Consider the following 24,089-nt stretch of genomic DNA (forward strand, 5'->3'; position numbering starts at 1 on the left):
GCCCTGGCGCGCGGGCATGTCACGCGCGCCGGGCAGAGCTGGAAGGGACAGTACCGCTTCCTTGCCCGACTTCGGGCACCACCCCCCGTCTCCACATAAAGGGTGGCCGGATACCACCTCAGGGCGTCCGGTTTCCGGACGCGGACGACGGTCGTGGGCTACTCCGCGGCCGTGTCCGGGGTGTCCTTGGCGAGGCGCGGGATGCCGGCGGCCCGGTAGGCCGCGGCCTCCTCCAGGGTCTCGTTCTCCAGCAGGGCGGCGGCGAGGGCGTCGAGTTTGTCGCGGTGCTCGCGCAGCTGGCGTACGGCGCTCTCGTAGCACTCGTCGACGATGCGGCGCATCTCGGCGTCGACCCGGTCGAGGGTGGCGGGCGCGGCGGACAGCCCGTACGCCTGCTGCGCGTCGGCGGGGATGGCGGTGAGACGGCCGACGTGTTCGCTCATGCCCCAGCGGCCGGCCATGCCCCGCGCGATGCTCGTGACCTGCTCCAGGTCGCTCTCGGCGCCGGTCGTGACGACGCCGAAGACGACCTGTTCGGCGGCCATGCCGCCGAGGGCGCCGATGATCCGGCCGCGCAGGTACTCCTCGGTGTAGGCGTACTTGTCGCCCTCCGGGGTGGACAGGGTGACGCCGAGGGCGCGGCCGCGCGGCACGATGGTGATCTTGCGGACGGGGTCGGCGCCGGGCTGGAGCATGCCGAGCAGCGCGTGGCCGCTCTCGTGGTACGCGGTGCGGCGGCGTTCCTCGTCGGGCATGACGAGCGGGCGTTCGGCGCCGAGCTGGACCTTCTCCAGGGCGTCGGAGAGGTCGGACTGGGTGACCTGCTGCTGCCGGCGCTTGACGGCGAGCAGGGCGGCCTCGTTGGCGAGGTTCGCGAGTTCGGCGCCGGTCATACCGGGGGTGGTCTTGGCGACGTGGGCCAGGTCGACGTCGCGGGCGAGCGGGATCTCGCGGGTGTGGATGCGCAGGATGGCCTCGCGGCCGCCGCGGTCGGGCGGGTTGACGTGCACGACGCGGTCGAAGCGGCCGGGGCGGGTGAGGGCGGGGTCGAGGACGTCGGAGCGGTTGGTGGCGGCGAGCACGATGACGCCTTCGGAGCCGGTGAAGCCGTCCATCTCGGTGAGGATCTGGTTGAGGGTCTGTTCGCGTTCGTCGTGACCGCCCATGCCGGCGCCGCCGCCGCGGGCGCGGCCGATGGTGTCGATCTCGTCGATGAAGATGATCGCGGGGGCGACCTTGCGGGCCTCGGCGAAGAGTTCGCGGACGCGGGAGGCGCCGACGCCGACGATCATCTCGATGAACTCGGAGGCGGAGGCGGAGAAGAACGGCACGCCCGCCTCCCCCGCGACGGCGCGGGCGAGCAGGGTCTTGCCGGTTCCGGGCGGTCCGGCGAGCAGGACGCCGCGGGGCATCTTGGCGCCCATGGCGCGGTAGGCGGCGGGGTTCTTCAGGAAGTCGACGACGTCGTTGAGTTCGCCCTCGACCTCGTCGATGCCGGCGACGTCGTCGAAGGTGGTGCGTTTGCCGCCTTCGAGTTCGACGGGTTTGGGCGGGGCCTTGCGGCCGAGCATGCCGCCCGCGCCGCCGAGTCCGGCGCTCATCCGGCGGGCGATGAACACCCACAGGAAGACCAGGAGCAGCATCGGGGCGAGGGAGAGGAGCAGGTTCGCGAGGAAGCTGCGCTCCTCGACGACCGGCTTGGCGGTGACGGTGACGTGCTGCCGGGTGAGCTCCTCCCACAGCTTGTCGTCGGCGAAGGCGGGGCGTTGGGTCTGGAACTTGGTGTAGTCGCCCTTGCCGTCGTCGGGGACGGGCTGCGCCTTCTTCAGTTCGCCCTGGATGGCGTCGCCCTTGGAATAGATCATGGAGACGTTGCCTGCGGCGACCTGCTTGCTGAACTCGGTGTACGAGATGGTCGCCTCGTTACCCTTGTTGAAGAAGGACAGGACCAGGTTGGTGATGAGGTAGACGACGAGGGCGACGAGGATGACCGCGCCCCAGCCGCCGGGCATCTTCCGCCGGGGCGGCGGGGGCGGCGGGGCCCCTTCCGAGCGCCAGGGCTGATCGGTCCGGTCGCGCGGGGGTACGGGGTTGGCCACGGGTTCTCCTCGAAACCTCGGGGCGGCAGTGGCCCCAGTATCGGGGAACCGGGCGTTTCCGGCATGGCGGGACGATACGGGTGACCTCCGCCGGGATCGCGGCGCGGACGGCGGCAACGGCGACGCGGGCGCGGGCGTACGGCGAAGGGGCCCGGCGCGGTGGCGTACCGGACGTGTCCGGTCTCGTACCGCTCCGGGCCCCTTCGCGGGAAGCCGGTGAGGCGCGCGCCCGTCAGGGGCGCCGGGGGCCTCAGCCCATGAACTTCTTGAACTCGTCCGGCAGCTCGAAGTCGCCGCCGTCCTGGCCCGCGCCCGGCAGCCCGAAGGCGCCGCCGGCCTGGGCCTGCTCGCGCTTGGCCTGGGCGGCCTGCTCCTCGGCCTTCCGCTTCATCGGGTTGCCGCTCTTGCGCTTGCCCTTGGCCTGCTTGAGCTGCTTCTTCTGCCGGCCGGGGCCGCCGCCCATGCCTGGCATCCCGGGCATGCCCGGCATGCCGCCGCCCTGTGCCATGCGCGACATCATCTTGCGGGCCTCGAAGAAGCGCTCGACCAGGCCCTTGACGGCGCTGACCTCGACGCCGGAACCCTTGGCGATACGGGCGCGGCGCGAGCCGTTGATGATCGTCGGGTCCTGGCGCTCGGCCGGGGTCATCGACTTGATGATGGCGGCGGTGCGGTCGACGTCGCGCTCGTCGATGTTGTTGATCTGCTCCTTCATCTGCGCCATGCCGGGCAGCATGCCGAGGAGCTTGGAGATGGAGCCCATCTTGCGGACCTGCTCCATCTGGGCCAGGAAGTCGTCGAGGGTGAAGTCCTGGCCCTTCTTGGAGGCCAGCTTCGAGGCGACCTTGGCGGCCTCCTCCTGGCTGAAGGTCTGCTCGGCCTTCTCGATGAGCGACATGATGTCGCCCATGCCGAGGATGCGGGACGCCATGCGGTCCGGGTGGAACGCGTCGAAGTCGTCCAGCTTCTCGCCGTTGGAGGCGAACATGATCTGCTTGCCGGTGACGTGCGCGATGGACAGCGCGGCACCACCGCGGGCGTCGCCGTCGAGCTTGGACAGCACCACGCCGTCGAAGCCGACGCCGTCACGGAAGGCCTCGGCGGTGTTGACCGCGTCCTGACCGATCATGGCGTCGACGACGAAGAGGACCTCGTCGGGCGACACGGCGTCGCGGATGTCCGCGGCCTGCTGCATCAGTTCCTGGTCGATGCCGAGGCGGCCGGCGGTGTCGACGATGACGACGTCGTGCATCTTCGACCGGGCGTACTCGATGGAGTCCTTGGCGACCTGGACCGGGTCGCCGACGCCGTTGCCCGGCTGCGGGCCGTAGAAGCCGACGCCCGCGCGGTCGGCGACGACCGACAGCTGGTTGACGGCGTTGGGGCGCTGGAGGTCACAGGCGACGAGCAGCGGGGTGTGGCCCTGGCCCTTGAGCCAGACGCCGAGCTTTCCGGCGAGGGTGGTCTTACCGGCGCCCTGGAGACCGGCGAGCATGATCACGGTCGGCGCGGTCTTGGCGAACCGGAGCCGGCGGGTCTCGCCACCGAGGATGGAGACCAGTTCCTCGTTGACGATCTTGATGATCTGCTGGGCGGGGTTGAGCGCCTTGGAGACCTCGGCGCCGAGCGCCCGCTCCTTGATGCTCTTGATGAAGGCCCGGACGACCGGCAGCGCCACGTCGGCTTCGAGCAGGGCGATACGGATCTCACGCGCGGTGGCGTCGATGTCCGCCTCGGACAGGCGACCCTTGCCGCGGAGGTTCTTGAAGGTCGCTGCAAGGCGGTCGGAGAGGGTATCGAACACGGCGGTCGCGGATCCTCGGTGTCGTGGGCGGGCGTACGGACTGCCCTCCAGGGTATCCGGCCGCTCGATGTCCGTGTCCGCGCCCGCCGGATCCGGTGTGCTCCGGCTGTCCGGGACCGGGTTCCGGGGCGGCGGGCGCGGGCCTCAGGCGTCTACTTTCTCCTTTTTCTCCGCCGTCGCGGGGGCCGTCGTGTCCAGGGTCGTGTCCAGGGCCGTCGTGTCCACGGTCGCGGGGACGGGAGCGAGGACGGGGCGTACGGGATGGCCGCCGTCCGTCCCGCCGGCTCCGCCGTCCCGGTCGGCCTCGGCGAGGTCGTCTGCGGCGAGGTCGTCTGCGGCGAGGTCGTACGCGGCCTCGGCGTGCTCGGCCCGGTCGATGCCGGTGATCTCGGCGTCCTCGGCGACCCGCATCCCGATCGTCCGGTGCAGGACGAGGGCGAGGAGCGCGGAGACGAGGAGCGAGTAGCCGAGGACGGCGAAGACACCGAGGGCCTGGATGCCGAGCAGGCCGAGGCCGCCGCCGTAGAGGAGGCCGCGGGCGTCGGACTGGACGCCGCCGGTGGCGAACAGGCCGACGAGGAGGGAGCCGGCGACCCCGCCGACGAGGTGGACGCCGACGACGTCGAGGGAGTCGTCGTATCCGAAGCGGTGCTTGAGGCCGACGGCCATGGCGCACAGCACGCCGGCGACCGCGCCGATCGCGAGGGCGCCGAGCGGGGAGCAGGAGCCGCCGGAGGGGGTGATGGCGACGAGTCCGGCGACGGCGCCGGAGGCGGCGCCGAGGCTGGTGAAGGCGCCGTGGCGGAGCTTCTCGTAGCCGAGCCAGGCGAGCATGGCGGCGGCGGTGGCGACCTGGGTGTTGAGGAACATGACGGCGCCGACGCCGTCGTCGTTGCCGAGCCACGATCCGGCGTTGAAGCCGAACCAGCCGAACCAGAGCAGTCCGGCGCCGAGCATGACGAGCGGGAGGTTGTGGGGGCGCGCCGGCCGGTGGGGGAAGCCGGTCCGCTTGCCGATGACGAGGATGACGCCGAGGGCGGCGGCGCCGGCGTTGATGTGGACGGCGGTGCCGCCGGCGAAGTCGATGACGCCGAGTTCGTACAGCCAGCCGCCGCTGCCCCAGACCCAGTGGGCGACGGGGAAGTAGACGGCGGTGACCCACAGGGCGACGAAGAGCGCCCAGGCCGTGAACTTGACGCGGTCGGCGAGGGCGCCGCTGATGAGGGCGGGGGTGAGGACGGCGAACATCAGCTGGAAGACGGCGAACACGTACACGGGGACGGTGGAGCCGTGCCACAGCTCGGTGAGGCCGATGCCGCCGAGGCCCGCGTAGTCGGAGGACCAGCCGACGAGGGAGGCGGTGTCGGTGCCGAAGGCGACGCTGAAGCCGTAGAGCACCCACAGGACGGTGACGATGCCGAGGCTGACGAAGCTCATCATCAGCATGTTGACGGTGGACTTCGCGCGGACCATGCCTCCGTAGAAGAAGGCGAGGGCCGGGGTCATCAGCATGACCAGGGCGGTGCAGAGGAGCATGAAGCCGGTGTTGGCGGCGGACAGGGCGGGCGGGTCCGCGGCGGCCAGGGGGGTGAGGGCTGCGGTCATCGGCGTCTCCTCGTCTCGACGTCGACGGCGGCCGTGCCCGTCGGGCGGGACGGCGGGGCCAGAGGACGGTGGGGTACTGCGCCCGAGCGTGACGCGGGCCGGTTTCCGGCGGTGCCGCGCGGTGTTTCGCCGTGGTGACGGGGGCGGCGGGCGTGTTACGCGACCGTGAACGGCCGGGCATATGCGTGCCCGCCGGGGGCGCGATCCGGCATAGCCCGGACTCCCGCCGCCCGAGAAGTCGGGCGGGGAGTCCTCCCGGTACGGCACCGGGCGCACGAGGACCGGCCGCGTCGGTCGTCCGTGTGTCCTGTGCGGCGGGGGAGCCGAGTCGGGCTTACGGGACGGCCGGCGCGGCCGGTGTCGGGGGCGGCGCGGCGCGCCGCGGTCTCAGACGGCTTCCGCCGTCTCGGGGAGCAGGGCGGTCAGCCGGTCGGTGAGCTGGACGACCTCGGCAACGTGGCCGAAGTCGCGGGCCGCGGTGTCGACGGTCTTGCGCAGCCGGTTGTTGAGCCGCTCGGAGCGGACCTTGCGGGCGATGCCGAGGGCCTGCTCGGCGAGGACGACGGACTGCTCGGGCTCGCGCTTGAGGAGGTGGACGGTCGCCATGCCGACGAGGTTGAGGGCGTAGGAACGCTGGCGCTCCGTGTCCTTCGCGAACAGTTCGACGGCCCGCTCCATGACGGGTTCGGCGAGCGAGGCGTACGTCGGGGAGCGTCCGGCGACATAGGCGAGGTCGCGGTAGGAGTGGGAGTTCTCGCCGTTGAGCTCGGCCTCGGAGAAGAAACGGATCCAGTCGGGATCGGGCTCGCCGTCGAGTCCGGCGTCGGCGAAGGTGTCCTCGGCCATCCGCACGGCGCGCCGGCACTTGGCGGGCTGGCCCATGTTGGCGTAGGCGCGGGCCTCCAGCGCGTAGAGCATGGACTGGGTGCGCGGGGTGGCGCAGTCGCGGCTGCCGTACTGGGCGAGGTGGATGAGTTCGAGGGCGTCGTCGGGCCGTCCGAGGTGGATCATCTGCCGGCTCATGGAGGAGAGGATGTACGAGCCGAGGGGCTTGTCACCGGCCTCCTTGGCGGCGTGCAGGGCGAGCACGAAGTATTTCTGGGCGGTGGGCTGGAGGCCGACGTCGTAGCTCATCCAGCCGGCCAGTTCGGCGAGCTCGGCGGCGCAGCGGAAGAGGCGCTCGGCGAGTTCGGGCCGCTGGGACTCCTGGAGGAGGTCGGTGACCTCGTGGAGCTGGCCGACGACGGCCTTGCGGCGCAGTCCGCCGCCGCACTGGGCGTCCCACTGGCGGAACATCGCCGTGGTCGACTCCAGCAGGTCGAGTTCGAGCGGGGAGAGCCGGTGGCCGCGCCGCTCCTCGGCGAGCGGGGCCGGGACGTCGGCGGCCGGGGTGGGCACCAGCCAGCGCTGCATGGGTTCGATGAGGGCGGGCCCGGCGGCGATCTGGAGCGAGGAGCCGAGGAAGCCGCGGCGGGCGAGCATGAGGTCGCTGCGGGAGAACTCACTGAGCAGGGCGACGGTCTGCGGGCCGGCCCAGGGCAGGTCGACGCCGGAGACCGACGGGGTCTGGTGGGCGGTGCGCAAACCGAGGTCCTCGATGGCGACGACGGAGCCGAAGCGTTCGGAGAACAGCTCGGAGAGGATCCGCGGGATGGGTTCGCGGGGCTGTTCGCCGTCGAGCCAGCGGCGCACCCGGGAGGTGTCGGTGGAGATGTGGTGGGCGCCCATCTGCCGCGCCCGGCGGTTCACCTGGCGGGCCAGCTCGCCCTTGGACCAGCCGCTGCGCACGAACCAGGAACCCAGCTGCTCGTTCGGGCGCTTTCCGGCAGCCGTACCGTCCGCGCCGTTGCCGCTCACTGGAACGCCCCCATCTGCCTGATGTCGCCCTCGGAATCCCCTGCCAGGATGCCCTGTCTTCCGGGCCCCGTCCGGCGTTTGCCCTCCTTCGAACAGAAGCCGGATTAGCTCTGGCGGACTGTCTTTCGTCCTCGACGGCGGGGGTTCGCGTACCGAAGGTAATCCTACGATCACCCCTCCGGACATGGCGTTTAGGGAAACGCCACCATTCGCCACCCCTTCGTTGGAACGCGCGGCGCGCCGGACGCGATTCACTTGACATGCGACGGACCGTGGGCGGCGCATCGCAGCGCAAGGAGGCGCGCGCGACGCTCCGCACCACCCACCGTGCATCCGTACACCCCAAGAAATCCCATCCCTGGGCGTGGCGGAGCGTGACAAAGCGCGAGCACGGACATTCAGTCCGTAACCACCGGCGCGTCCGACCCGTTGGAGGGGGCATGGGTTTCACGATCGGCGGCATTCGTGAGATGCGGTCCGGCTCACGTCGCCGCGTACGCACCATGGAGTGCACGGCGGTGGCCGAGTACACCGGACTGTGGGGCTGGGACGTGGTCCCGGGGGCGCGGGCGGATCCGGCCGGGCACTGCTCGTGCGGAGATCCCGCCTGTACGTCGCCGGGGGCGCATCCGCTGTCCTTCGCCGAGCCGGTCCCGGCCGGCGCGGGTCTCGACGAGGCGGCCAGGGTCTGGTCGCGCCATCCGGGGGCGGCGATGCTGCTGCCGGTGGGCCGGGCCTTCGACGTGCTGGACGTGGCGGAGGCGGCGGGCCGCCGGGCGCTGATCCGGCTGGAGCGCATGGGGCTGCCGCTGGGGCCGGTGTGTGTGACGCCGACCGGCCGGGCGCGGTTCTTCGTGGCGCCGGGCGCGTCGGCGGGGCTGCCGCGGCTGCTCTACCGGATGGGCTGGGACGACGCCGATCTGGATCTGCAGTGTCTGGGTCCGGGCTCCCATGTCACCGCGCCGCCCTCGGACCTCGGCGGTCTCGGCCCGGTGCGCTGGCTGCGCCCGCCGACCCTGGACACGGCGGGCGCCCCGCCCGAGGCCAGGCTGCTGCTCGGCACCCTGGCGTACATCTGCCACCGCACCCACCGCGCCGGTATCTGAGTCCGGGTCTCCGGCCCGGACACGACCGAGGCCCCGCCGTCATCGGCGGGGCCTCGGTCGTGTGTACCCACGGGGGTACCGGTGGATCAGGACGGGTCGCCGATGAGCGCGTCGACGAACGCGCCCGGCTCGAACGGCGCCAGGTCGTCCGGGCCCTCGCCCAGGCCGATCAGCTTCACCGGGACACCCAGCTCACGCTGGACGGCGATGACGATGCCGCCCTTCGCGGTGCCGTCGAGCTTGGTCAGCACGATGCCGGTGATGGCGACGACCTCGGCGAAGACACGGGCCTGGATGAGACCGTTCTGGCCGGTGGTGGCGTCGAGGACGAGGAGCACCTCGTCGAGCGGGCCGTGCTTCTCGACGACGCGCTTGACCTTGCCCAGCTCGTCCATGAGGCCGGTCTTGGTGTGCAGCCGGCCGGCCGTGTCGATGAGGACGACGTCGGCCTTCTCCGCGATGCCTTCCTTGACCGCGTCGTACGCGATCGAGGCCGGGTCGCCGCCCTCGGGGCCGCGCACGGTACGGGCGCCGACCCGGTCGCCCCAGGTCTGGAGCTGGTCGGCGGCGGCGGCGCGGAAGGTGTCGGCGGCGCCGAGGACGACGGACTTGCCGTCGGCGACGAGGACGCGGGCCAGCTTGCCGGTGGTGGTGGTCTTGCCGGTGCCGTTGACGCCGACGACCATGACGACGCCCGGGACGTCCTCGGGGCTCTCGGTCTTCACGGCGCGGTCGAGGTCCGGGCCGAGCAGGGCGACGAGCTCCTCGCGCAGCAGGCCGCGCAGCTCCTCGGGGGTACGGGTGCCGAGCACCTTGACCCGGTCACGCAGCCGCTCGACCAGCTCCTGGGTGGGCGCGACACCGACGTCGGCGGTGAGGAGGGTCTCCTCGATCTCCTCCCAGGTGTCCTCGTCGAGGTGCTCGCGGGACAGCAGCGTGAGCAGTCCCTTGCCGAGCGAGTTCTGGGAGCGGGAGAGCCGCGCCCGCAGCCGCACCAGGCGGCCGGCGGTCGGCTCGGGCACCTCGACGGCGGGCGCCGCCGGGGCCTCCGGCTCGGTGACGACGGGAGCCTCGGGCTCCGCGGTCGCCTCGGCCGTCTCCGTCTCCGTCTCCGTCTCCGGGAGTCCGACCTCCTCGACGGTCCGGCGTGTTTCTTCCCGCGGCGCCTCCGCCTCGTCGCCGACATGCGGCTCGGCGGGGGGCGCGGTGATGGTCGGCGCGGTGGACGGCGGCTCGGCCGGCGGCAGCTGCTTCTTCTTGCGACCGCTGATCACGAGCCCGCCGGTCACGGCGACCGCGACGACGACAGCGATGACTACAGCAAGGATGAGTTCCATGGTCCGTCCAGTATGCGTGACATTCGGCGCCCGACGGCGACTCCCGGGACGGGTGGGGCGAGGCCGGAATGCCGGTCCCGCCCGGGGCGCGATGCCATGCGGGGCACTCCTTGCCGGTGCCACCGACGCGTACGGGAAGGGCCTACCCCGGGCACGGTCGCGTGCGGGGTTCGCTCTCGGCGCCTACCCGTGCGGGCCGCCCCCTCCCCCGTACCTCCGCGCCCGAAGGCGTACCCGCCTACCCCATCTCCTCCAGCGTCTTGCCCTTCGTCTCCTTCACGAACAGGAGCACGAACGGGATCGAGAGGACCGCGAAGGACGCGTAGATGACATAGGTGCCGGACAGGTTCCAGCCGGCGAGGGACGGGAAGCTGGCGGTGATGGCCCAGTTGGCGATCCACTGGGCGGAGGCGGCGACGCCGATGGCGGCCGCGCGGATGCGGTTGGGGAACATCTCGCCGAGGAAGACCCAGACGACCACGCCCCACGACAGGGCGAAGAAGAGTACGAAGACGTGGGCGGCGACGAGGGCGATCGCGCCTTGGGGGCTGGGGAGCTTGCCGTGGACGAGTTCGGCGGAGAAGGCCCAGGCTTCGACGCCCAGGGCGGTGGCCATGCCGGTGGATCCGATGAGGGCGAGCGGGCGGCGGCCGATGCGGTCGACGAGGACCATGGCGATGACCGTGCCGATGATGTTGATGATCGATGTGGTGAACGAGTAGAAGAAGGAGCCTGACGGGTCGATGCCGACGGACTGCCAGAGGGTCGCGGAGTAGTAGAAGGCGACGTTGATGCCGACGAGCTGCTGGAAGACGGACAGTCCGATGCCGACCCAGACGATGGGCAGGAATTTGATCTTGCTGCCGGGGGTGAACAGGTCCCCGAACGTGGACTTGTGTTCGCTGCGCATGGCCTGGTCGATCTCGGCGACGCGGCGGTCCAGGTCGACGCCGTGGCCCTCGACTTCGGCGAGCACCTTCTTGGCCTTGTCGGGCCGGCCGGAGGCGATGAGGTAGCGGGGGGACTCGGGGATGGCGAAGGAGAGCATCCCGTAGAGCAGGGCCGGTACGACCATCACGCCGAGCATCCACTGCCATGCCTCGAGGCCGCCGATCTTGCCGCGCTGCTCGCCGCCGGCGATCTGGAGGATGCCGAAGTTGACGAGCTGGGAGATGGCGATGCCGATGACGATGGCGGCCTGCTGGAAGGACCCGAGGCGGCCGCGGTACGCGGCGGGGGCGACCTCGGCGATGTAGGCGGGGCCGATCACCGACGCCATGCCGATGGCGAAGCCGCCGACGATCCGCCAGAAGGCGAGGTCCCAGAGGGCGAAGGGGAGCGCCGAGCCGACGGCGCTGATGGTGAAGAGGACGGAGGCGATCCGCATGCACCGGATGCGGCCGATGCGGTCGGCGATCCGGCCCGCGGTGGCGGCGCCGATGGCGCAGCCGATCAGGGCGATGGCGATGACCTGGGCGAGCGTGGCGGAGCCGATGTTGTAGCGGTCGCGGATCGCTTCGACGGCGCCGTTGATGACGGCGCTGTCGTAGCCGAAGAGGAAGCCGCCCATGGCCGCGGACGCCGTGATGAAGATGACGTGCCCGATGTGGTCGGGGTGGGCCGACCGGCCTTCGGGGGACGGCGGAGGCGGGGCCTCGGCGGTGCTGGTCACGGGTCTCCTCGGAGCTCCGGCGGCGGCGTGGCCGGTGCGGGCGGGGCGAGCCCTTCCAGTGGCGCACAACTTCCCGCCGCCTACCACTCGAAGGCCCCGTGCCCAAGGCCCCCCGCTCCACCCGTACGGTCGCCGCGCTCAGCGCAGTCGCTGGCTGATGACCTTCGAGACGCCGTCGCCCTGCATCGACACGCCGTACAGCGCGTCGGCCACCTCCATCGTCCGCTTCTGATGGGTGATCACGATCAGCTGGGAGGACTCCTGGAGTTCCCGCATGATGCGGATCAGCCGCTGGAGGTTGGTGTCGTCGAGCGCCGCCTCGACCTCGTCCATCACGTAGAAGGGGCTGGGCCGGGCCTTGAAGATGGAGACGAGCAGGGCGACGGCGGTCAGCGAGCGTTCGCCGCCGGACAGCAGCGACAGCCGCTTGACCTTCTTGCCGGGCGGGCGGGCCTCGACCTCGATGCCAGTGGCGAGCATGTCGTCCGGGTCGGTGAGCAGGAGCCGGCCCTCACCGCCGGGGAAGAGCCGGGCGAAGACGCCTTCGAACTCGCGGGCGGTGTCCCGGTAGGCCTCGGTGAAGACCTGTTCGACGCGCTGGTCCACTTCCTTGACGACCTGGAGGAGGTCGGCGCGGGTCTTCTTCAGGTCGTCCAGTTGTTCGGAGAGGAACTTGTGCCGTTCCTCCAGGGCGGCGAACTCCTCCAGGGCGAGCGGATTCACCTTCCCGAGCTGCTGGTACGCCCGTTCGGCGGCCTTCAGTCGCTTCTCCTGCTCCGTACGGACGAAGGGACGCGGCCGGTCGTCCGCCTCCGTCTCCGGCTCCGGCCCCGTGCCGTCGGCGGGCGGTGACGGCGGTACGGGCTGGTCGGGGCCGTACTCCTCGACGAGGACGGCCGCCTCGACGCCCAGCTCCTCCAGGGCGCGGGTCTCCAGCTGTTCGATCCGCAGCCGTTTCTCGGCGCCGAGGACCTCGCCGCGGTGCACCGAGTCGGTGAGCTTGTCGAGGGCGGACTTGAGGTCGCGGCCCTGGGCGCGGGCGGCGGTGAGGTCCTGCTCGCGGGCGGTCTTGGCGGCGTCGGCGCGGGTGCGTTCCTCTTCGGCGCGGGTGAGGGACACGTCGATGTGGGCGAGCAGCTGGCGGGCGCCTGCGGAGACGGCGCCGGCCACCTGAGTCTCGTGGCGCAGCCGGGCGCGGCGCCGCTCGGCGCGGGCGCGGGCCTCGCGTTCGGCGCGGGCCGCGCGGTCGAGGGAGCCGGCGCGGCCGGCCAGGCCCTTGACGCGTTCCTCGTGGGTACGGACCTGGAGGCGGGCCTCCATCTCGGTCTGGCGCGCGTTGGATCCGTCGATCGCGAGCCGGTCGCGGTCGGCGGTGTCGGGTTCCTCCTCGGCTGGGGTGTCCTCGGCGGCGAGGAGCCGTTCGGCGAGTTCCTCGGCTTCGGCGAGGGCGCGTTCGAGTGCTTCCTCGGCACGGCCGGCGGCCGCGGCGGTCCGTTCCGCCTCCCCCGCCGCGCCGCGGGCCTGTCCGGCGAGCCGGCCGAGCTGCTGGGCCACGGCGGACCGTTCGCGGTCGGTGGCGCGGCGCCGTTCGGCGAGTTCGTCGAGGAGGCGGGCCGCTTCGTCCCGGTGCGCGGTCGCCGCCTCGCGGGCGGCGGCGGATTCGGCGCACTGGACGTCGAGCGCGGCGAGTTCCGCGGCGGCCTCGTCCACGGAGGCCTGGACTTCGAGGAGGCTGGGCGCTCCGGCGGAGCCGCCGTGGGCGAGGTGGGCGCCGAGCAGGTCGCCCTCGGCGGTGACCGCGGTCAGCGTGGGGCGGGTCCGCACGACGGTGACGGCTTCGTCGAGGCCGTCGACCACGACGATGTCGCGGAGCAGAGCCCGTACGGTGCCCATGAGTTCGGCGGGGCCGGTGACGAGTCCGGCGGCGGGCAGCGCGCTGACGGAGCCGATGCTGACGGGCGCGGTCTCCGCGGGGAGATCCGGTCCGGGGTCCGCGGCGGCCAGGAGCAGGGAGGCACGGCCCGCGTCCTGCTTACGGAGCAGGCGCAGGGCGTCGGCGGCGGTGGCCGGGTCGGTGACGGCGAGCGCGTCGGCGGCGGCGCCGAGGGCGGTGGCGAGCGGGAGCTCGTGGCCGGGGGTGACCGTGAGGAGGGTGGCGGCGGGGCCGATCAGGCCGGTGAGGCCGGCGGCGAGGAGGGTGCCGGTGCCGTCCTTGCGGCGCAGTCCGGGGGCGAGGGCGTCGTGGCGGGCGCGGGTGGCGGCGCGGGCCCGGTCGGTGTCGGCGGCGGTCTCGCGGGCGGCGGTGAGCGCGGTCTCGGCGGCGGCGAGGGCGCGGCGGGCGGCCTCGTGGCGTTCGCCGAGTTCGGTCTCCCCGGCGCCCTGGCCGTCGACTTCGGCCTGCAGCCGCTCGTACTCCTCCTGGGCGTGGGTGGCCCGGTCCCGGGCCTCGTCGCGGGCGTCGGCGAGCCGGCCGATCTCGGCCTGGGCGGAGGCGGCGCGCGAGCGGGCGGCGCCCACTTGTCCGCGCAGCCGGGCGAGTCCTTCGCGGCGGTCGGCGAGGGCGCGGGCCCGGTCCTTCAGGCGGCGTTCCTCGGCGGCGAGGGCCGCTTCCAGTTCGGCGCGGTGGGCGACGGTGTCATCGAGGGCGCGGGCGGCGGCTTCCAGCGCTGCTTCGAGTTCGGCTTCCTGTTCGCGGACGCGGGCGGCCTCGCGTTCGAGGTCCTCGGGGTCGCGGCCGCGCCGTTCCTCGGGGGGCTGGGCGGCGGCGCTGGTGACGCGCGCGTCGGCGAGGGAGACGGTGCCTCGGACGCGTTCGGCGAGCTGCGACAGCTCGTACCAGGTCTGCTGGGCGCGCTGGAGCCGGGGCGTGAGACGGCGGGTGGCGTCCTCCAGTTCGGCCTCGCGGGCGAGGGCCGCTTTCAGCGCGGTCTCGGTGCTCTCCTTGCGGGCGAGCAGGGCGGCCTCGTCCGCGATCTCGGCCTGGAGTGCCTGCCGGAGGCGTACGAGGTCGTCGGCGAGCAGGCGCAGCCGGGCGTCGCGCAGATCGGCCTGGATGACGGCGGCGCGGCGGGCGACGGCGGCCTGCCGGCCGAGGGGTTTGAGCTGGCGGCGGAGTTCGTCGGCGAGGTCCTGGACGCGGGCGAGGTTGGCGCGCATCGCGTCGAGTTTCCGCAGCGCCTTCTCCTTGCGCTTGCGGTGTTTGAGAACGCCGGCGGCTTCCTCGATGAAGGCGCGGCGGCCCATGGGGTCGGCGTGCAGGACGGAGTCGAGCTGTCCCTGGCCGACGATGACGTGCATCTCGCGGCCGATGCCGGAGTCGGAGAGGAGGTCCTGGATGTCGAGGAGCCGGCAGGTGTCGCCGTTGATCTGGTACTCGCTGCTGCCGCCGCGGAACATGATCCGGGTGATCGTGACCTCGGCGTAGTCGATGGGCAGCGCGCCGTCGGAGTTGTCGATGGTCAGGGAGACCTCGGCGCGGCCGAGCGGGGGGCGGCCGGTGGTGCCGGCGAAGATGACGTCTTCCATCTTGCCGCCACGCAGTGACTTGGCACCCTGTTCGCCCATGACCCAGGACAGGGCGTCCACGACGTTGGACTTGCCGGAGCCGTTGGGGCCGACGACGCAGGTGATCCCGGGTTCGAACCGCAGCGTGGTGGCGGAGGCGAACGACTTGAATCCGCGGAGCGTCAAGGCCTTGAGGTGCACGCCTGCGGACTCTACCGGGGGTCTCGGGTTTCACCCGGGAACGCACAGGGCACACCCTCCCCCAAGGACCGTGATGATCCGCCCAGGGGTGGGGGTGTGCGCACAGCGGGTACGGGGAGGACGCGCGGGGGTGGCGCGAGAGGGACACAAGAGAGAAGGGACGCCGAAGCGCCCCTTGCAGGTCCGGTACGTGTCCGGCTGTACGCGAGTCCAGTCGTACCGTGAGCCGGCGGGGAGGGGTTCCTCATCCGGCCCGATGGGGCGGGAACACCTCAGGTGAGCGCGGGCTCCGCCTTGGTGACGTCGAGTTCGATGCTGTCCAGCAGCGAGTCTCCCTGGTGCTGGGCGGCGGCAGCGGTCAGCGTGTCGTTCTCGGACTGGATCCGAACCAGCTCGGACTCGAGGTCCTGGACACGCTGCTGAAGCCGTCGCATCTCGGCGAGGAGTCGCGGGTCGGAGCCGCCGACGTAACCGAGAAGCGCCTTTGCCATGATGGATGGTCCTCCACACTGAGTGACCGACCGAAGCGGTGTGGGTCGTGAGGGATTCGCACCCGCGGTGCTCGGCCGTGCTCTTGTCGTGCCGGTTCTCACGGTCGAACAGCTAAGGTGCGCGGGGCTTCCAGAGTCTCACCAAAAAGTTTGACGGTCAACACGATCACGCCCGGGGCCAAGGGGCCACCGGGGGGCTCGCGGCCGCGTCGGAAGCGGCGGTGCCTCGCGTCTCGGTGCCCGAGGGGCGTACCGGATCATCCTTACCCGCGTGGTGGGGTGCGGCAACCCCGCCTCGGCAGTCACCAGGAAGTTTTCACTCTCCGTCACCGGCTGTCGGTGGTCCGCCCGAGGCCGTTCCGGGGTCTCGGGCGGGGTCCGGGAGCATGATCGGGAGCGGCCTTCAGCGGACCGCGAAGGTGTCGTAGATGCCGCGCGGCGTGTCCCAGATCTCAGTCACGCCGTCGACCCGGCCGGGCGTGTCGTCGGACCGCAGCCAGTCGAGCAGGCGGTGGCAATTCTCACGCGGGCCCTCGGCCACGACCTGGACCCGGCCGTCGTCGAGGTTCAGGGCGAAGCCGACGAGCCCACCGATCTCCAGCGCGTTTGCCCTGGTGAACCAGCGGAAGCCCACTCCCTGTACCCGGCCGCGCACCCAGGCGGTCATCCGTACCTCGTCATCCATGGCTGCACGCTAGCGGTCGGATCACGGAACGAGCACGTCAGCCCCCTCATGTCATGACGTACGGTACCGACGGAACGGGGCTCACCCGTTCGGCCGTGTCCGTCTTGACCGGATCCACAGAAGCAAAGATCGGCGAGGACCGGCGCGGAGCCGGCGGAGCGCCGGCCGAGCTCACCGTCCAGCGAGATCACCGTCCAGTCAGGGAGGCTGAGCAGATGGGACGCCATCGCGGCATACGACGCGGCGCACCCGTGAAGACCGGGCTGCTCGGTGTCTCCGTGGCGGTCGCGGCCGGTGCGATCGCCGTCGCCACGGGGCTCCTGCCCGGCGGCGACGTGTTCACCTTCGGCGAGACGAGCGCGGACGGGCGTCAGGCCCGGGCCGAGCAGGCGCCGCGGCTGACGACGCAGGGCGGCGCCTCGGCGAACACGGAGAGCCCGGCCGGGCAGCGCACCGACGGGCCCGTCACGAGCGGGACGGCCACCCCCGCGGCTCCCCCGGCGCCGAAGGCCCCGGCCGCGCCGGCGAAGCCCGCGCCCGCGAAGCCCTCCCCCACGACGGCCGCGCCGAAGCCGACGCCCACGCCCAAGCCCGTAGCGCCGAAGACCGCCGCGCCGAAGACCAGCGCGCCCAAGGCTCCGGCCGCCGCGCCGGCCCGGACGCCCGCGGCCCCGAAGCCGGTGGCCCCGGCACTGAAGCCCGCGCCCAAGCCGGCGCCCAAGCCGACCAAGACGTCCCAGCCGTCCCAGCCGTCCCAGCCCGCCCCGAAGCCGGTGGCCCCGGCGCCGACCGCGAGCACGCGCCCGCTCAGCGTGCGCGAGGCGGCCGCCGAGGCCGAGGTGGTCCGTCTGGTGAACGTCGAGCGCGCCAAGGTGGGCTGCTCCGCCGTCCGCTCGAACACGGACCTCGCCTCGCTGGCCGGCGCGCTCAGCGCCGACATGGCGGCCCGCAACTTCTTCGACCACACCGACCCCGACGGCGCCACCCCCTGGGCGCGCGCCGCGAAGGCCGGCGTCAAGGGCCTGGGTGCGGAGAACATCGCCCGCGGCCAGGTGGACGCCGCCGCGGTGATGGCGTCGTGGATGGCCAGCGACGGCCACCGCGCGAACATCCTGAACTGCACGTACACCTCGCTCGGCGTCGGCGTGCACTTCGGCTCCGGCGGCCCGTGGTGGACGCAGGACTTCGGCCTCTGAGCCGGGAGTCCCGCGCGTGACCGACGCGAGAACGTGTGAAGGGCTCCGTCACCTGCCCGGTGACGGAGCCCTTCGCGTACGCGCGCGTACGTCTGCCGACGGCTTCGGTCAGGCGGCCGTGGCCGCGGCCTTGCCGAGGGCGAAGGAGCGGGCGATGGTCGCGACGCGGCGGCCGAGGTGCTCGGCGGTGGCGAGGTCCGACTTGTGGACGGCCTCCGGTCCGGCGTCGACGGGGGTCTGGGCGCCGGCGCCCGCGAAGATGCCGAGGCGGTTGAGGTCGTTCTCGGAGGCGTCGGTGGCGTTCCAGCCGGGCTTGAGGCCCAGGTTGACCCAGGTCATGCCGTGCTGGCCGGCCAGGGTCTGGAAGAACTGCAGGGTGTGCGGCTTGTCGCCGCTCTTCGAGCCGGAGTTGGTGAAGCCGGCGGCGAGCTTGTCCAGCCAGGCGTCGGTGGCCCAGCGCTTCGAGGTGGCCTCGGCGAACTGGTGGAAGGCGCCGGAGGCGGTGCCCATGTAGGTCGGGGAGCCGAAGACGATCGCGTCGGAGGCGTCGAGCAGCTCCCACTCGGCGTCGGTGATCTCGTCGACCTTGATCAGGTGGACGGTGGCGCCGGTGTCCGCGGCGCCGGCCCGGACGGCCTCGGCCAGGACGGCGGTGTGGCCGTAGCCGGAGTGGTAGGCGATGGAGACGACGACAGACGTGGGCACGGGTACTCCCTGGAAGAAGGCGTGGGGGACGAACACCAAGGAGTAGAACACTAACTTTCAGAAAGCACAAACTTTTGGTTAGCGCTTTCGGGGCCGGAAGCGCTGTGCTGGAGTACGGTGGGGACATGACCGACGCCGACGACCTCGCCTTCGACGTGTTCGCGCGCGCGTGCCCGTCGCGCGGCACGCTGGAGCACGTGACGGGCCGCTGGGGCAGCCTCACCCTGGGCGCGCTGTACGACGGCACGTTCCGCTTCAACGAGCTGCGGCGGCGGGTCGACGGGGTGAGCGAGAAGATGCTGTCGCAGACGCTGCACGCCCTGGAGCGGGACGGACTCGTCCACCGCGAGGCGCAGCTCACCAATCCGCCGCGGGTCGACTACCGGCTGACGCCGCTGGGCCGGGAGGTCGCCGGGCGGCTGATCGGTCTGATCGAGCTGGTCGAGGGCCGGATGCCCGAGGTACTCGAAGCCCGGGACGCCTACGACACCCGGCGCGCCGAAACCGACGCCCAGGCCTGAGCCCCGAAGGTCTCGAAGGCCCCTGCCGCCCACGACACCGCGGGCGCCCCGGTCACGCGCCGGCGCGCGGCGGGCGCTGGCAGCGCGGGCAGAAGTAGCTGGACCGGTTCATCCACGGGCGGCGGCGCATCGGCGTACCGCAGCGGTGGCACGGCTCGCCCTCCCGCCCGTAGGCGTCGAGCGAGCGGTCGAAGTAGCCGGACTCCCCGTTCACGTTGACGTACAGCGCGTCGAAACTGGTGCCGCCGGCCGCGAGCGCCGCGTTCATCACGTCCCGGACGTGCCCGAGCAGCTCCGCCGAGCGCGGCCGGGTCATGGTCGCGGTCGGCCGGTCGTAGTGCAGCCTGCTGCGCCACAGCGCCTCGTCGGCGTAGATGTTGCCGACTCCGCTGATCAGCGACTGGTCGAGCAGCGCCCGCTTGACCGTCGTACGGCGCAGCCGCAGCGCGCGCTGGAAGGCCTCGTCGTCGAACTCCGGGTCGAGCGGATCGCGGGCGATGTGCGCGATGACGTCGGGCAGGCCGTCCGTGCTGTCCGGGGCGGTGTCGTGCAGCGACAGGCCGCCGAAGGTGCGCTGATCGACGAAGCGCAGCTCGGTGCCGGCCGCGTCGTCGAACCGTACGCGTATCCGCAGGTGCTTCTCGTCCGCCGTGTCCTCGGGCTGGACCAGGAGCTGACCGCTCATGCCCAGGTGTCCGAGCACCGACGCGTCGCCCTCGGCGAGCGGCAGCCACAGATACTTGCCGCGCCGCCGCGCCACCCCGAAGCGCTGTCCCGCGAGCCGCGCCGCGAAGTCGGCCCCGCCCGCCACATGACGCCGTACGGCCCGCGGGTGCAGGACCTCGACCTCGGCGACCGTGCGCCCGGCGACCCAGCGCTCAAGACCGCGCCGGACGACCTCGACCTCGGGCAACTCGGGCAACGGGACTCCTCGGAACTCGCCTCGCGTGCGTCACACGGGCCACTCGCGTCGCCCGCGTCACGCGTCTCACGTACTCCTGGCAGCCTACCGCCGCTCTCCGACAGCCCGGCCCGGCGCACGAACCACGGCCCCGGCCGCCGACGGCAGCACGATGCCCCCGTCCCGGCCGGAGCCGGAAGCGGGGGCATCGCCTCGTGCGAGGAAGGAAGGAAACGAAAGATCAGGCCGAGGCCCGGCCCTTCGGGGAAGAGGTGTCGGCGGCCTCTCCCGCATCGCCCGTGTTCGTGCTCGTCGCGGTGCCCTCGGCCACGGCCTTGGCCGCCGCCTCACGCTCGTCCGCGGCCGCGCGAATCGCGCGCCAGGCGGACTCCGCCGCCTGCTGCTCCGCTTCCTTCTTGCTGCGGCCGGTGCCGGTGCCGTACGAGACACCACCGACGCGGGCGGCAGCCGTGAAGATCTTCTCGTGGTCCGGACCCTCTTCACTGACGAGGTACTCCGGAACCCCCAGCCCCTCGGACGCGGTCAGCTCCTGGAGACTGGTCTTCCAGTCCAGGCCGGCACCGAGGTTCGAGGACTTCTCGATCAGCGGGTCGAAGAGCCGGTGCACCAGCTCGGACGCCGCGTCGAGACCCTGGTCGAGATAGACCGCGCCGATCACCGCTTCAAGGGTGTCGGCCAGAATGGAGGCCTTGTCCCGGCCGCCCGTGCCCTCTTCACCCCGGCCGAGCCGGATGAAGGAGCCAAGGTCGAGGCCGCGGCTCACCTCCGCCAGCGCCCGCGAGTTGACCACCGCGGCCCGGAGTTTGGCCAGCTGGCCTTCCGGGAGATCGGGATGGCCGCGGTACAGCGTGTCCGTGACCACCAGGCCGAGCACGGAGTCCCCGAGGAACTCCAGTCGCTCGTTGGTGGGCAGACCGCCGTTCTCGTAGGCGTACGAACGGTGGGTGAGCGCACGCACCAGAAGGGCGGACTCGAGCTGATACCCGAGCCGCCCTTCCAGAAGCGTGTGGGACGAGGCTGAGTTGACGTGGTCAGACATCGTGCCTCTCACCAGCCTCTCAGACCGAGAGGACCTGGCGCTTGTTGTAGGTGCCGCAGCTCGGGCACGCGATGTGCTGCTGCTTCGGCTCCTGGCAACGCTCGCACGAAACCAGGGGGGTGACCGCAGCCTTCCACTGCGACCGGCGGTGGCGCGTGTTGCTGCGCGACATCTTCCGCTTCGGAACAGCCACGGCTACTTCTCCTGCTTCTCGTCGACACCGGATGCGGCGTCGCTCATGTTGTCCTTCTCATCGGTTCCCAGCGAACCGGCGAGTCCCTGCAGCGCCGCCCAACGGATGTCGGCGACGTCATGGTGGTGGTCCGGGTTCTCGTTCAGGTTGGCTCCACAGTCGGAGCACAGACCCGCACAGTCCTCCCGGCACACCGGCTGCATCGGCAGTGCGAGCACCACCGCATCACGCAGCACCGGCTCGAGGTCGAACAAGCCGTCCTCGAGGGGGGTCATGTCCTCGCCTTCCTCGTCTTCGTCGTCCGCGGCCGCCTTGGAGCGGCCCCGGTCGTCGGAGTCGGGGTACGAGAACATTTCCTGGAAGTCCGCGTCGAGGTCGAACTCGACGGGCTCCAGACACCTTACGCACTCCCCCTCGGCGGTCGCACGGGCGGTGCCTGTGACAAGCACCCCGTCCATGACCGACTCGAGACGGAGCTCGATCTCCACCGGCGTACCCTCGGGCACTCCGATGACTCCCTCGATCCCCAGGTCCCTGGGGGCGTCGACCGTGCGGGAAAGCCGCTGCAGGGCACCAGGACGCCGTCCCAGCTCGTGCGTATCGAACACGAGGGGATTGCGGTGGTCGAGGCGCGTGCTCAGGGCTCTTCCTGCTTTCGGATCGTTCACGACGACGTGAGGGGACTGCCAGACGTGGGCAGCACGGATCGCGGAATACGCGCGACCGAACAGCCAGAATACTGGACGCTTCGCTCAGAGCCCAATCCGGGTGTGGTCCCGAAGCCTGTCCGGACCCGGAGCGGGTCGGCTCCGGGCCCGGACCGGACCCGCCCCGGGTCAGCGTCCCTGGTCGTGGCCCTGCTCGTAGCGGCGCAGCTGCTCCAGGTCGATCATGCTCGTGTCGAAGAAGCTGGTCTCGTCGAGCGAGCCTGTCCCCGGCTGCCCCTGGCCCGGGACCTGCCCGCCGTGGACCTGGCCGGTCTGCGGGCCGGCGGCCTGTTGCTGGTAGCCGTACGGATCGGCCGTCTGCTGGTACGCGTACGGGTCGCCCTGCTGCGGCTGGTACCCGTACGGGTCCTGCGTGGGCTGCTGCGGATAGCCGTACGGGTCCTGGGCGGGCTGCTGCGGGTACCCGTACGGGTCGGCCGGGGCCGGCGCGGCCGGCTGCGGGGCGGTCTGCCGCGCCGGGATCTGCACGGGCTCGGGGGTCGCCAGCTCCGCGAGGCCGGCCAGGTAGTCGGCGTCGCTGGTGTGCAGCGGGTTGCCGGCCGCGTCCTGGGCGGCCATGTGCTCGCCGAGGTCGTCGCTGGCGATCCGGCCCAGGAGCTTCTGGCGGCCCCGGCCGACGGCCTCCAGGGTCGTGGAGAGCACGGCCTCGAAGGCGCCCAGCTTGGTGTCCACGTAGCCGTCGGCGCGCTGGATCAGGGTCTGCGGGTCGGAGCTGTACTCGGGGGCGTCCGTGTCGGGGTAGCCGTCCGCGTCGAGCCCGGGGCCGCGGCCGAGGAGCTTCTCGCGGCCGCGGTCGACGGCGGCGATGGTCTTGTTGAGGACGACCTCGAAGTTGGCCAGCTTGGAGTCGACGTAGTCGTCGGCCTCCGCGCGGACCTCCTCGGCCTCCCGGCGGGCGTCGCCGAGGATGCGGTCGGCCTCGTCCTGGGACTGCCGGGCGACCTGGGAGTCGGAGACGATCGAGCCGCGCTCGGCGTGGGCGGCCTCGATGATCCGCTCGGCCTCACGACGGGCGTCCTCGACCATCCGCTCGCGCCCGCCGATCAGCTCCTGCGCCTGGGCGAGGGAGCCGGGCAGGGCCTCGCGGACCTCTTCGAGCAGCGCCAGCAGGTCGGCCCGGTTGACCACGCACGATGCCGACATCGGCATGGAGCGGGCGTTTCGGACCGTCGCGACGATGTCGTCGAGCTTCTTCTGCACGTCCACCGGGGCTCGCCACTCTCTACAGCTGATTGGAGACGGACGGTCCGACTGTAAGCCCAGTCGGACCGTGCCCGGCACCGGGTGCCGGGGCGTCAGCCGCGGTGGCCTCGGGTCAGCGTTCGCGCAGTCGTTCGCCGAGCCGGCCGAGCACCTGCGGGGGCACCAGGTGGGAGACGTCGCCGCCCCATGCCGCGACTTCCTTGACCAGAGAGGACGACAGGAAGCTGTAGGTGGGGTTGGTGGGCACGAACAGCGTCTCGACGCCGGAGAGCCCGTTGTTCATCTGGGCCATCTGCAGCTCGTAGTCGAAGTCGCTGACGGCCCGCAGCCCCTTGACGATGGCGGGAATGTCGCGCTGCTTGCAGAAGTCCACGAGCAGGCCGTGGAAGGACTCCACCACGACGTTGCCGAGGTCGGCGGTGACCTCGCGGATCAGCTCGATCCGCTCGTCGACCGTGAACAGGCCCTTCTTCGACTGGTTGATCATCACCGCGACGTGCACCACGTCGTACAGCTTGGAGGCGCGGGCGATGATGTCGAGGTGTCCGTTGGTGATGGGGTCGAACGACCCGGGACATACGGCGCGGCGCAACGTGGATTCCTCGCTCTTCAATCCGGTCATCGTGCGGCTTCGCACGGGGAGGCGGCGCGACCGTACCAAAACGTTCCCTCGCCGTAACGACGGGCCCGCAGAGGCTCGAAACCGTCCGGCCAGCCGAATTCCCCGCCCCGGGTGCTGCGCTCCACGGTGACGAGCGCGTCCTCGGCGATCCAGCCCCCCGAGCGGAGTGTGAGCAGGATCTCGCGCAGCGCGTCGTCCGTGACGGCGTACGGCGGGTCGAGGAAGACCAGGTCGTACGGCTCGGCCGGGGCCGGTCCGGCGACGATCTGCTCGGCCTTGCCGGTGCGCAGTTCGGCGCCGGGCAGGCCGAGGGAGCGGATGTTGTCCCGTACGGTCCGGGCGGCCCGCGGGTCCGCCTCGACGAGCAGCGCGTGGGAGGCGCCGCGGGACAGCGCCTCCAGGCCGACGGCGCCGGAGCCCGCGTACAGGTCGGCGACGCGGGCGCCGTCGACGCCGTGGAACGACTCCCAGGTGGAGAACAGGCCCTCACGCGCGCGGTCGGAGGTGGGCCGGGTGCCGGTGCCGGGCGGCACGGCGAGCCGTCGTCCGCCGGCGGTGCCGGCGATCACGCGGGTCATCTGGGGTCCTCGTTCTTCATG

20 protein-coding genes are annotated in these 24,089 nt (G+C 72.0%); 3 read left to right on the plus strand and 17 right to left on the minus strand.

The window, feature by feature from the left end:
• Positions 1-158: 158 nt before the first annotated feature.
• The 4 genes from ftsH to nsdA all read right to left on the minus strand — a co-directional run bounded on the left by ftsH (position 159) and on the right by nsdA (position 7,365).
• On the minus strand, positions 159-2,099 hold the full coding sequence (gene ftsH / locus ABZ693_RS23850) for an ATP-dependent zinc metalloprotease FtsH (protein ID WP_359880721.1): 1,941 nt from the start codon (positions 2,097-2,099) through the stop codon (positions 159-161).
• 250 nt (positions 2,100-2,349) lie between these two features.
• Positions 2,350-3,903: a signal recognition particle protein gene (ffh, locus tag ABZ693_RS23855; protein WP_359880723.1), complete on the minus strand. Its 1,554-nt coding sequence runs from the start codon at positions 3,901-3,903 to the stop codon at positions 2,350-2,352.
• 144 nt (positions 3,904-4,047) lie between these two features.
• The gene (locus tag ABZ693_RS23860; RefSeq protein ID WP_359880726.1) at positions 4,048-5,508 is read right to left on the minus strand and encodes an ammonium transporter; all 1,461 of its coding nucleotides are present in this window, start codon (positions 5,506-5,508) and stop codon (positions 4,048-4,050) included.
• A gap of 387 nt (positions 5,509-5,895) precedes the next feature.
• The gene (nsdA, locus tag ABZ693_RS23865; protein ID WP_359880727.1) at positions 5,896-7,365 is read right to left on the minus strand and encodes a transcriptional repressor NsdA; all 1,470 of its coding nucleotides are present in this window, start codon (positions 7,363-7,365) and stop codon (positions 5,896-5,898) included.
• Between the two features lie 440 nt (positions 7,366-7,805).
• On the opposite strand from nsdA, the gene ABZ693_RS23870 reads away from it, so the two are divergent.
• On the plus strand, positions 7,806-8,471 hold the full coding sequence (locus ABZ693_RS23870) for a bifunctional DNA primase/polymerase (protein ID WP_359880730.1): 666 nt from the start codon (positions 7,806-7,808) through the stop codon (positions 8,469-8,471).
• Positions 8,472-8,557: 86 nt separating this feature from the next.
• Here the strand turns inward: ABZ693_RS23870 and ftsY are convergent, their stop codons facing one another.
• From ftsY to ABZ693_RS23895, 5 genes are all read right to left on the minus strand, one after another.
• The gene (gene ftsY / locus ABZ693_RS23875) at positions 8,558-9,808 is read right to left on the minus strand and encodes a signal recognition particle-docking protein FtsY (protein WP_359880732.1); all 1,251 of its coding nucleotides are present in this window, start codon (positions 9,806-9,808) and stop codon (positions 8,558-8,560) included.
• 238 nt (positions 9,809-10,046) lie between these two features.
• Complete coding sequence (locus ABZ693_RS23880) at positions 10,047-11,480, minus strand: sugar porter family MFS transporter (RefSeq protein ID WP_359880735.1); 1,434 nt, start codon at positions 11,478-11,480, stop codon at positions 10,047-10,049.
• A 138-nt stretch (positions 11,481-11,618) separates the two neighbouring features.
• Positions 11,619-15,185: a chromosome segregation protein SMC gene (gene smc / locus ABZ693_RS23885; RefSeq protein ID WP_359880738.1), complete on the minus strand. Its 3,567-nt coding sequence runs from the start codon at positions 15,183-15,185 to the stop codon at positions 11,619-11,621.
• Between the two features lie 272 nt (positions 15,186-15,457).
• Positions 15,458-15,676 (minus strand): hypothetical protein, encoded by a 219-nt coding sequence (locus ABZ693_RS23890; protein WP_359880741.1) that lies wholly within the window; start codon positions 15,674-15,676, stop codon positions 15,458-15,460.
• A gap of 403 nt (positions 15,677-16,079) precedes the next feature.
• A complete protein-coding gene (locus ABZ693_RS23895) occupies positions 16,080-16,361 on the minus strand; it encodes an acylphosphatase (RefSeq protein ID WP_359880743.1) in 282 nt (93 codons plus the stop codon).
• A gap of 215 nt (positions 16,362-16,576) precedes the next feature.
• Between ABZ693_RS23895 and ABZ693_RS23900 the strand changes: the two genes are divergently transcribed.
• Entirely contained in the window at positions 16,577-17,557 is a 981-nt protein-coding gene (locus ABZ693_RS23900) for a CAP domain-containing protein (protein WP_359880745.1), read from the plus strand.
• Positions 17,558-17,665: 108 nt separating this feature from the next.
• On the opposite strand, the gene ABZ693_RS23905 is transcribed toward ABZ693_RS23900, so the two are convergent.
• A complete protein-coding gene (locus ABZ693_RS23905; protein ID WP_359880748.1) occupies positions 17,666-18,262 on the minus strand; it encodes a flavodoxin family protein in 597 nt (198 codons plus the stop codon).
• Between the two features lie 125 nt (positions 18,263-18,387).
• Here ABZ693_RS23905 and ABZ693_RS23910 point away from each other — a divergent pair, with 125 nt between their 5' ends.
• Entirely contained in the window at positions 18,388-18,783 is a 396-nt protein-coding gene (locus ABZ693_RS23910) for a winged helix-turn-helix transcriptional regulator (RefSeq protein WP_359880751.1), read from the plus strand.
• Positions 18,784-18,835: 52 nt separating this feature from the next.
• On the opposite strand, the gene mutM is transcribed toward ABZ693_RS23910, so the two are convergent.
• The 7 genes from mutM to rsmD form a co-directional block, all read right to left on the minus strand.
• On the minus strand, positions 18,836-19,705 hold the full coding sequence (gene mutM / locus ABZ693_RS23915) for a bifunctional DNA-formamidopyrimidine glycosylase/DNA-(apurinic or apyrimidinic site) lyase (RefSeq protein WP_359880754.1): 870 nt from the start codon (positions 19,703-19,705) through the stop codon (positions 18,836-18,838).
• A gap of 220 nt (positions 19,706-19,925) precedes the next feature.
• Positions 19,926-20,744, minus strand: coding sequence for a ribonuclease III (gene rnc / locus ABZ693_RS23920; RefSeq protein WP_359880757.1), 819 nt, complete (start codon positions 20,742-20,744; stop codon positions 19,926-19,928).
• Between the two features lie 19 nt (positions 20,745-20,763).
• Positions 20,764-20,937, minus strand: a complete 174-nt coding sequence (rpmF, locus tag ABZ693_RS23925) for a 50S ribosomal protein L32 (RefSeq protein ID WP_030195083.1) — start codon at positions 20,935-20,937, stop codon at positions 20,764-20,766.
• Between the two features lie 2 nt (positions 20,938-20,939).
• Positions 20,940-21,605: a YceD family protein gene (locus tag ABZ693_RS23930; protein ID WP_359880759.1), complete on the minus strand. Its 666-nt coding sequence runs from the start codon at positions 21,603-21,605 to the stop codon at positions 20,940-20,942.
• Positions 21,606-21,773: 168 nt separating this feature from the next.
• Positions 21,774-22,871, minus strand: a complete 1,098-nt coding sequence (locus tag ABZ693_RS23935; protein ID WP_359880762.1) for a cell division initiation protein — start codon at positions 22,869-22,871, stop codon at positions 21,774-21,776.
• A 109-nt stretch (positions 22,872-22,980) separates the two neighbouring features.
• On the minus strand, positions 22,981-23,460 hold the full coding sequence (coaD, locus tag ABZ693_RS23940) for a pantetheine-phosphate adenylyltransferase (RefSeq protein ID WP_359880840.1): 480 nt from the start codon (positions 23,458-23,460) through the stop codon (positions 22,981-22,983).
• 26 nt (positions 23,461-23,486) lie between these two features.
• On the minus strand, positions 23,487-24,068 hold the full coding sequence (gene rsmD, locus ABZ693_RS23945; RefSeq protein WP_359880765.1) for a 16S rRNA (guanine(966)-N(2))-methyltransferase RsmD: 582 nt from the start codon (positions 24,066-24,068) through the stop codon (positions 23,487-23,489).
• Positions 24,069-24,089: the final 21 nt, after the last annotated feature.

Source organism: Streptomyces laurentii (assembly GCF_040635425.1).
In the GTDB taxonomy this organism is placed as follows: Bacteria; Actinomycetota; Actinomycetes; order Streptomycetales; family Streptomycetaceae; genus Streptomyces; species Streptomyces laurentii.